Source organism: Sphingobium phenoxybenzoativorans (assembly GCF_001757355.1).
In the GTDB taxonomy this organism is placed as follows: Bacteria; Pseudomonadota; Alphaproteobacteria; order Sphingomonadales; family Sphingomonadaceae; genus Sphingobium; species Sphingobium phenoxybenzoativorans.
In genome coordinates, this window is the sequence record NZ_MINO01000109.1 from 1 (window position 1) to 8,382 (window position 8,382).

Genomic DNA, 8,382 nt, shown 5'->3' on the forward strand with positions numbered 1-8,382 from the left:
GGGCGGCTTCCTGCGGCAAGGGCCGGGCGATCAGCAGGCGCCGATCCCCCCCGCCCCGCCCCGCCGCCTTGTCCCGGCCAAGCCGAGCGCGGACATTATCGGCAAGACCAGCCTGCTCGACCTGACCGAGAAGATCTGCAAATGGCCGATGGGGCATCCGGGCGAGCCGGACTTCCACTTCTGCGGCGAGAAGGTCAATCCGGGCTTCCCCTATTGCGTCGAGCATTGCGGCCGCGCCTATCAGGCGCAGTTGCCGCGCGGCACCCGCCGCCCGCCGCCGCCCCTGCCCTTCGGCGGACCGCGCGTCCGCTGAACGGCGCAACGTATTGAATGGATTGAAGGCCGCCCGCGAGGCGGCCTTTTTTCGTTAACGGCGCATTGCGCCCCATGCCCCCGGCACCCTATAGCCTTTCCATGTCCGACGATCTGTTCGCCAATTCGCCCAAGACCTCGACCGATTATGACGCCTCCTCCATCGAAGTGCTGGAGGGGCTGGAGCCGGTGCGCCGCCGCCCAGGCATGTATATCGGCGGCACCGACGAGCGCGCTTTCCACCACCTCGCCTCCGAAGTGCTCGACAATGCCATGGACGAGGCGGTGGCGGGCCATGCGACGCGGATCGACCTCATCCTGGAGCCGGGCAACCGCCTGACCATTATCGACAATGGGCGCGGCATCCCGGTCGATCCCCATCCGAAATTCCCCGACAAGTCAGCGCTGGAAGTCATCCTGACCACGCTGCATTCGGGCGGCAAATTTTCCGACAAGGCCTATGCAACGTCCGGCGGCCTGCACGGCGTGGGCGTCAGCGTGGTCAATGCGCTGTCGGTCGACACGACGATAGAGGTTGCGCGGAACCGGGAGCTTTACCGCCAGTCGTTCAGCCAGGGGCATCCGAAAGGCCCGCTGGAGAAGGTCGGCGCTGCGCCCAATCGCCGGGGCACGTCGGTCAGCTTCGTGCCGGACAGCGAGATTTTCGGCGAGATGAAGTTCAAGCCGGGGCGGCTTCACAAGCTTGCCCGGTCAAAAGCCTATCTGTTCGCCGGGGTCGAGATACGGTGGAAATGTGCGCCGGAGCTGATCACCGACGATACGCCTGCCGAGGCGGTGTTCCAGTTCCCCGGCGGCCTGTCCGACCATCTGAAGGAGCAGATTGGCGACCGCGAATGCGCGACCAGCCAGTTCTTTTCCGGCAGTCAGGACTTCCCCGGCACTGCGGGCCGGGTCGAATGGGCGGTGGCGTGGCCGCTCTGGTCGGACGGCAGCTATAGCTGGTACTGCAACACCATCCCGACGCCCGATGGCGGCACGCATGAGAATGGCCTGCGCGCCGCGCTGACCAAGGGCATTCGCGCCTTTGCCGATCTGGTGGGGCAAAAGAAGGGCAAGGACATTACGGCGGAGGACATCATGACCTCCTCCGAAATCATGCTGTCCGTGTTCATCCGCGATCCGCAGTTTCAGAGCCAGACCAAGGACCGGCTGACCTCCCCGGAGGCCGCGCGGCTGGTCGAGAACGCCGTGCGCGACCATTTCGATCATTTCCTGTCCGACCATATGGACCGGGGCAAGGCGCTGCTCGCCTATGTGCTCGACCGCATGGACGAGCGGCTGAAGCGCAAGCAGGAGAAGGAGGTCAAGCGCAAGACCGCGACCTCCGCCCGCAAGCTGCGCCTGCCCGGCAAGCTGACAGACTGTTCCGCCGACGATCCGGAGGGGACGGAATTGTTCATCGTCGAGGGTGACAGCGCGGGCGGGTCCGCCAAGCAGGCGCGGGACCGCAAGACGCAGGCGATCCTGCCCATCCGCGGCAAGATATTGAACGTCGCTTCGGCCAATAACGCCAAGATCCTGGCGAACCAGGAGATTGCCGACATGATCCTGGCGCTGGGCTGCGGGACGCGCAAGGACTGCAACCCGGACACGCTGCGCTATGAGCGGATCGTCATCATGACGGACGCGGACGTCGACGGGGCGCATATCGCCACGCTGCTCATGACCTTCTTCTTCCAGGAGATGCCGGAGCTGGTGCGGCGGGGGCATCTCTATCTGGCGCAGCCGCCGCTCTATCGCCTCGTGTCAGGCGGCAAGAGCCTCTATGCGCGGGACGATGCGCACCGGGCGGAGATCATGACCGGCGAGTTCAAGGGCAAGAAGGTCGATGTCAGCCGTTTCAAGGGGCTGGGCGAGATGAACCCCGGCCAGTTGCGCGAGACGACGATGGACCCCAAGACCCGCGGCATGATCCGCATCACCCTGCCCCCCGATGTCGAGGACAGGGCGGCGGTCCGCGATCTGGTCGACCGGTTGATGGGCAATAATCCGGCGCACCGCTACGCCTTCATACAGGAAAATGCGGCGGCGGTGGACGAGGAAGCGATCGACGCCTGAACGCTGATCCGGCGGTCTCCGCCGCGCAGCAAATGCGACGGGGAATGCGAGGGTATCCGGGGTTTTAAACAGCCATTTATGCGCGTGGATTCAAGACGTTGGAGGAATCGGCTCGTGCGGGCTATTGCATTTGCATGCGTGAATGGACAAAATTCGTTGTAAATATTTGATATTATTGGATAAAATTTACATTTTCGAGTGTCGCAGCCGCAAGTTGGATTGGCTGACCATATCGGGCATCGCGACAACATTCCGCCCTATGGTTTGGCCGGCCGATCCATCGAGACATCCACCATTGGCTTGCCGGGTTCGAAAACGATTTCCTGCTTTGTGGTCCAACCCGATGCTGCGGGTTCTTCCTCCAACTGCGCCGTCATGGCCTCATAATTGGCCAGCCGGCTTTCGGGACTGCATCCGGCGGCGCGCAATTTTGTCGTGAAAGCGCTGATTTGCATGACCGACTTGAACGTCGTTCCCATGGACTGGGCCAAATTGCCGGATTGTCCCTGGCCCTGATCGGGTGGCGCGTCCGATCCTGATTCGAACTGCTGCATCATGGCTTCGCAATCGGGCCGCCAGCCTGCCCCTGTAACGGGCCTGGTCGTGTGGAAGGCCGAAGATACGAGGTCGGCCGGGGAGCCACCCGAAAAATACATGATGGCAGCGCCTGTCAACGCAAGCATGAGCAATGATCTTACCATCATCCCGCACCCTCTGAGAACCGTCAGGAGGTAGCTTTCCATGCTTTAACGCGATGTAAATATGCCCATTCTGGCTCTTTTAATGCTGAGCGGCGTCAGGCCGTCAGCGCCTCGACCAGCGCCTTCACCTTTTTCTGGCGCCATTGGGGCAAGGGGGCGATTAGCCAGTAGCTGCGTTCGGATGGGCGGGCGTCCCCGACCGGGCGCACCCTTCCTTCCGCAATGTCGCGGGCGGCGAGGAGCGCGGGGACGGACGCCTGACCAAAGCCGTTGGCGGCCGCCTCTATAGCCAAGCCGCCGTCAGCGACGTGCATGACGGTGGGCAATGTGCCGGCAGGGCATCCGGGCCAGTCGATGCGGGTGTCCGGGCCGCCATTGGGCGCCTCCACCGTGACGAAGGCGGCGTCGCCGATCCTGATCCCCTCATGCTCGCCTGGGCCATCGGTCAGGCGCAGGGCGAGGTCCAGATTTGCCTCCGTGAAGTCCAGCGCTTCATCCGCAGCGACGAGCGAGAAGGACAGTTCGGGAACGCCCGCGGCATAGGCGGCCAGGCGCGTCTGCAGCCATTTGGCGGTGATGTCGCGCGGGGCGGCGATCGTCAGCGACAGGCTGGATTGCCCCGCCTGCATCGCGCGCACCGATTCCTCGAACATCAGGAAGCCGCCGCGCAGCGCCTCCAGACCCGCCTCCGTCTCCGGCGTCATCTCCAGCCCCTTGGGCGTGCGGCGGAACAGGACGACGCCCAGCATATCCTCCAGCGCGCGAATCTGCTGCCCGACGGCGGCGGGCGTCACGGCCAGTTCGTCAGCGGCGCGGGTGAAGGACAGATGCCTTGCAGCGGCGTCAAGCACGCGCAGGCCGTTCAACGGCAAATGAGTACGCTTCATTCCGCGACAGCCGGTGCGATGAGAGAGAAGCGGGGAATGGCGACGTCGAAGGTTTCGCCCAGCGACCCGACCATATGATAGCTGCCCTGCATCGCCCCGGTGGGCGTCGCGAGCGGGCAGCCGGAGACATAATCATAGGATTTGCCGGGCTGAACGACCGGCTGCTCGCCGACAACACCTTCGCCCTCGACCCGGTGCTGGACGCCGCGTCCGTCCGTGATCAGCCAGCGGCGGGTGAGAAGCTGAACCGGCTCCGGCCCCTCATTCTCGATCCGGATATGATAGGCCCAGAACCAGCGGCCCCGGTCCGGTTCCGACTGTTCCGGCAAAAAGCTGACGGACACGCGCACAGTGATGCCGCGCGTGGTTGCAGAGAAAGGGAAGAATCCGCTGATGGCCTTCGGAGTCATCCAGTGAAAATCGACTAGAGACCGATCCCGGTCAAGGCCCGATCAAGGTCCTCGATCAGATCGTCCACATCTTCCAGTCCCACGTTGAGACGCAGCATGTCCTCCGTGATGCCGACTTCCAGCCGCGCCTCGGCCGCCATGCCATAATGGGTGGTCGACGCCGGGTGCGTCATCAGCGAGCGCGAGTCGCCGATATTGTTGCTGATGTCGATGAGGTTGAGGCCATTCAGAAGCCCGTGCGCCTCCTTCCGTCCGCCACCCGTATAGAGGGAGAAGATAGGGCCGGCGGCGACCATCTGCTTTGCGGCGAGCGCGTGCTGGGGATGGCTGGCAAGGCCCGGATAGAGGACCTTGGGCAAGCGTCCTTCCAGGAACGTCGCGACCTTCAGCGCGCTTTCGCTCTGGCGGCGGATGCGCAGGTCGAGCGTCTCCAGCCCCTTCAGCACCACCCAGGCGTTGAACGGGCTGAGCGTCGGGCCGGTGTTGCGATGGAAGGGCAACAGGGTTTCGGTGATGAACTTCTCCGTGCCGCAGATCGCGCCCGCGAGCACCCTGCCCTGCCCGTCCATCATCTTGGTGGCGCTGTAGGCGACGACATCAGCGCCATAATCCATCGGCCGCTGCAGCGAGGGGGTAGCGAAGGCGTTATCGACAACAGACGTGACGCCATGCTTCTTCGCGATGCCGCAGACCGCCTCCAGATCCACCAGATCCATCGTCGGGTTGGCGGGGGTTTCGAAGAAAAAGACCTTCGTATTCGGACGCACCGCCTTTTCCCATGCATCGGTGTCATGGGCGTGGATGGTCGTCACCTCTATGCCGAAGCGCGGGAACAGCGTGTCGGTCAGCCAGCGGCAGGAGCCGAAAGCGGCCTTTGCGGCGACGACATGATCGCCCTGCGACAACTGGCACAGGAGCGCGGCGGTCATCGCGGCCATGCCAGTGGCGGTGGCGCGGCATGCCTCCGCCCCTTCCAAAAGGGCGATGCGCTTTTCCAGCATCTCCACGGTCGGGTTCTGCAGGCGGCTGTAGGTCATGCCCTGCTGTTCACCGGCGAAACGGGCGGCCGCGTCCTCCGCGCAGTCATAGGCATAGCCGGAGGTCAGGAACAGCGCCTCCGACGTTTCGCCCCATTCCGACCGCGCCGTGCCGCCGCGCACCGCAAGGGTCGCGGGCCGCCAGTTGGCGGTGATGCTCTTGTCCTGTCCAGTCCGTCTTTTCATGATGCCTTCGTCCGTAGATGGGCGGGCCGGACGTCCGGCGTGCCCCCCGCCAATATTTCCGCCGCCTGCGTCATGTCGCAATTACCGCCAGACAGGATGACTGCAACCTTCTTGCCGCGCATCGCCTCTTTTTCCTGCATCAGCGCGGCGAGCGCGACGGCCCCTGCCCCCTCCGCCAGATTATGCGTGTCCTGCCAGTAGATGCGCACCGCCTCCGCAACCTCATCGTCGGTGACGGCCACGAAACGGTCGGCGCGCGGGCCGAAATAGTTCAGCGCGGCCTGAACCGGGGTGCAGACGGCGACGCCATCGGCAAAGGTCCAGGCGGACTCGGTGCCGACCAGGCGGCCCTGCTCAAAGGATTGTTTCGCGCCGTCGACATGGGCGGAAACGACGCCGACCACCTTCGTCCTGAGGCCTAGCGCATCGCGCACCGCAATCGTGCCGCACAGGCCCGATCCGCAGCCGACGGGGACATAGACGGTATCGAGGTCCGGCACGGCATCGAACAGCTCCAGCCCGTAACTGGCGACGCCGCGCACGAGCTGATCATGATAGGCGGGGACCATGTAGAGGCCATATTGGGCGGCGCGGGACATCGCCTCCGCCTTCGCGCTGTCGAAATCCTGGCCATGTTCGATCAGGGTGGCGCCGAACGCGCGCATGGCGGCGTTCTTTTCCAGCGCATTGCCGTGGGGCACGATGATCGTCGCGCTGATCCCGGCGGCGGTCGCGGCGCGCACCTGCGCCTGGCCATGATTGCCGCGCGTGGCGGTGATGATGCCGCGCACCTCCGGGTGGGCGCGGGTCAGCCAGTCGATATAGGTGATCGCGCCGCGCACCTTGAACGCGCCGGTGGGCGTATGGTTTTCATGCTTTACCCAGACTTCGCATCCCGTGCGCGCGGCCAGCAGCGGCCAGGCATATTGGGGGGTGGGCGGAACCTGCGCATGCACCAGATCGGCGGCCGCGCGCAGCGAAGTCAGGGTAAAATCGTCCATCAGTCTCCAAGTGCCGCCAGCACGGCATCTCCCATTTGGGCGGTCGTCAGCGAGCCGCCGAGGTCGGGGCTGCGCGCGCCGCCGGCGAGGGCCTTGGCAACGGCCGCCTCGATCCGGTCGGCCTGCGCGGCCATGCCGAGCGAGTAGCGGAGCATCATTGCGGCGGACAGGACCGTTGCCAGCGGATTGGCCTTACCCTGGCCAGCGATGTCGGGGGCGCTGCCGTGGATCGGTTCATACAGCCCCTTGCCATTCGCATCGAGCGAGGCGGAGGCCAGCATGCCGATGGAGCCGACGCACATGCTCGCCTGATCCGACAGGATGTCGCCGAACAGGTTGCCTGTGACGATGACGTCGAACTGGGCGGGGTTGCGGACGAGCTGCATGGCGGCATTGTCGACATACATGTGGGTGAGCGCGACGTCGGGATAGTCCTTCGCCGTCTCGATCACCACGTCGCGCCAGAGCTGCGACGTGTCGAGCACATTCGCCTTGTCCACCGAGCAGAGCTTGCCCCGGCGCGCCTGGGCGGTGCGGAAGGCGCTATGGGCGATGCGGCGCACCTCATCCTCATTATAGGACATGATGTCATAGCCCTCGCGCAGACCGGTCGCGGTGGTGCGCAGGCCCTTCTCGCCGAAATAGACGTCCCCGTTCAGTTCGCGCACGATCATCAGGTCGATGGCGGCAGCGATTTCCGGGCGGAGGGTGGAAGCTTCCGACAATTCGGGAAACATCTTTGCAGGACGCAGGTTGGAAAAAAGCGTCAATTCCTTCCGCAGACCCAGGATCGCCTGCTCCGGACGGAGGCGGCGTTCGAGCGAATCGCAGTCGAAATCGCCCACGGCGCCGAACAGGATGGCGTCGGCGCGGCGGGCGATGTCCAGCGTTTCGGGCGGCAGCGGATGGCCGGTCGCCTTGTAGGCGACGCCGCCGACAAGCCCTTCCTCATAGGTCAATCCGTCGATTTTGAGGGCGTCCAGCACGCGCCGCGCCTGCGCGATGACTTCCGGGCCGATGCCGTCACCGGGAAACAATGCTACCAACATGCCTGCGCGCTCCTTAAAAAATCCATTCGGGCTGAGCTTGTCGAAGCCCTGCGCTTCTAAGGAAGAAAGGGCAGCCCTTCGACAAGCTCAGGGCGAACGGGTGTGATTTACCGGCGCGCGAATGCAGGAATCGGAACGCTCACGCAACCGCTCTTTTGAGACGGTCGATCAGCCGCTCGCGGGCGGCGAGAACATCGGCGCGGCGGTCGGTGAGGATATTGCGCTCCAGGAAATGGCCGGTGAGGCGGAAGCCGTCCAGGATGGCGCTCCAGTCGGCGGGATCGCCGGTGGAGAGAAAGGAGGGGAGCGGCAGGAGGCGGCTTTCATAGCCCTCCGCCGCGCGGCGGCTGACGGCGGCGGCGCTTTTCGGGCTGACATAGACCAGCTCCTGCGTCGCGCCGGACACGGTGCAGGCGGAAAGGTCCAGGCCGAAGCCCAGTTCGGTGAGGACGAGCAACTCATAGCGCACCAGCGCCGTTGCCCAGCCGCGGGCGGCGGGAGCAGCTTCGATGGCGGCGAGGACGCCGGACAGCGCCTGATAGACGGCGGGATAGCCATTCTCCTCCGGCAGCGCGGCGGCGGTGAAGGCGCAGGTCCAGTCGATGGCGGCGGCGGGGAGCGGTTCGGAGAGCAAAGGCGCGCGGCTGTGGATCAGTTCCACGGTCAGGCCGGCGAGCTGGGTCTCCGTGCGGGCGCGGAACTCGGCCTGCACCAGATTGG

The 8,382-nt window shown here is 64.9% G+C and carries 9 protein-coding genes; 2 read left to right on the forward strand and 7 right to left on the reverse strand.

The window, feature by feature from the left end; genetic code table 11:
- A partial coding sequence (locus BHQ40_RS23045; RefSeq protein WP_216094920.1) for a GcrA family cell cycle regulator occupies positions 1-313 on the forward strand: 313 nt, incomplete at its 5' end.
- A gap of 101 nt (positions 314-414) precedes the next feature.
- The gene (gene parE / locus BHQ40_RS23050) at positions 415-2,391 is read left to right on the forward strand and encodes a DNA topoisomerase IV subunit B (RefSeq protein ID WP_070158090.1); all 1,977 of its coding nucleotides are present in this window, start codon (positions 415-417) and stop codon (positions 2,389-2,391) included.
- 257 nt (positions 2,392-2,648) lie between these two features.
- Here the strand turns inward: parE and BHQ40_RS23055 are convergent, their stop codons facing one another.
- From BHQ40_RS23055 to recO, 7 genes are all read right to left on the reverse strand, one after another.
- The gene (locus BHQ40_RS23055) at positions 2,649-3,047 is read right to left on the reverse strand and encodes a hypothetical protein (RefSeq protein ID WP_139139447.1); all 399 of its coding nucleotides are present in this window, start codon (positions 3,045-3,047) and stop codon (positions 2,649-2,651) included.
- A 140-nt stretch (positions 3,048-3,187) separates the two neighbouring features.
- Positions 3,188-3,979 (reverse strand): LysR family transcriptional regulator, encoded by a 792-nt coding sequence (locus BHQ40_RS23060; protein ID WP_070158084.1) that lies wholly within the window; start codon positions 3,977-3,979, stop codon positions 3,188-3,190.
- The gene (gene apaG, locus BHQ40_RS23065; protein ID WP_070158085.1) at positions 3,976-4,389 is read right to left on the reverse strand and encodes a Co2+/Mg2+ efflux facilitator ApaG/CorD; all 414 of its coding nucleotides are present in this window, start codon (positions 4,387-4,389) and stop codon (positions 3,976-3,978) included. Before apaG ends, BHQ40_RS23060 begins: the two co-directional genes overlap by 4 nt.
- A 14-nt stretch (positions 4,390-4,403) precedes the next feature.
- Positions 4,404-5,612 carry a trans-sulfuration enzyme family protein gene (locus BHQ40_RS23070; RefSeq protein ID WP_070158086.1) on the reverse strand — a complete coding sequence of 403 codons (1,209 nt, stop codon included), beginning with the start codon at positions 5,610-5,612 and terminating at the stop codon, positions 4,404-4,406.
- Positions 5,609-6,613 carry a threonine dehydratase gene (locus BHQ40_RS23075; protein WP_070158087.1) on the reverse strand — a complete coding sequence of 335 codons (1,005 nt, stop codon included), beginning with the start codon at positions 6,611-6,613 and terminating at the stop codon, positions 5,609-5,611. The genes BHQ40_RS23070 and BHQ40_RS23075 overlap by 4 nt, the downstream gene beginning before the upstream one ends.
- A complete protein-coding gene (leuB, locus tag BHQ40_RS23080) occupies positions 6,613-7,662 on the reverse strand; it encodes a 3-isopropylmalate dehydrogenase (RefSeq protein WP_070158088.1) in 1,050 nt (349 codons plus the stop codon). The genes BHQ40_RS23075 and leuB overlap by 1 nt, the downstream gene beginning before the upstream one ends.
- A 139-nt stretch (positions 7,663-7,801) precedes the next feature.
- The coding region (gene recO, locus BHQ40_RS23085) for a DNA repair protein RecO (protein ID WP_070158089.1) at positions 7,802-8,382 on the reverse strand (581 nt) is incomplete at its 5' end.

What these genes read in the sequence shown, in the direction of transcription:
- parE (WP_070158090.1), top strand. Translation starts at nt 415, where the DNA reads ATGTCCGACGATCTGTTCGCCAATTCGCCCAAGACCTCGACCGATTAT.
- BHQ40_RS23055 (WP_139139447.1), bottom strand. Translation starts at nt 3,047, where the DNA reads ATGTATTTTTCGGGTGGCTCCCCGGCCGACCTCGTATCTTCGGCCTTC.
- BHQ40_RS23070 (WP_070158086.1), bottom strand. Translation starts at nt 5,612, where the DNA reads ATGAAAAGACGGACTGGACAGGACAAGAGCATCACCGCCAACTGGCGG.
- apaG (WP_070158085.1), bottom strand. Translation starts at nt 4,389, where the DNA reads ATGACTCCGAAGGCCATCAGCGGATTCTTCCCTTTCTCTGCAACCACG.
- BHQ40_RS23060 (WP_070158084.1), bottom strand. Translation starts at nt 3,979, where the DNA reads ATGAAGCGTACTCATTTGCCGTTGAACGGCCTGCGCGTGCTTGACGCC.
- BHQ40_RS23075 (WP_070158087.1), bottom strand. Translation starts at nt 6,613, where the DNA reads ATGGACGATTTTACCCTGACTTCGCTGCGCGCGGCCGCCGATCTGGTG.
- leuB (WP_070158088.1), bottom strand. Translation starts at nt 7,662, where the DNA reads ATGTTGGTAGCATTGTTTCCCGGTGACGGCATCGGCCCGGAAGTCATC.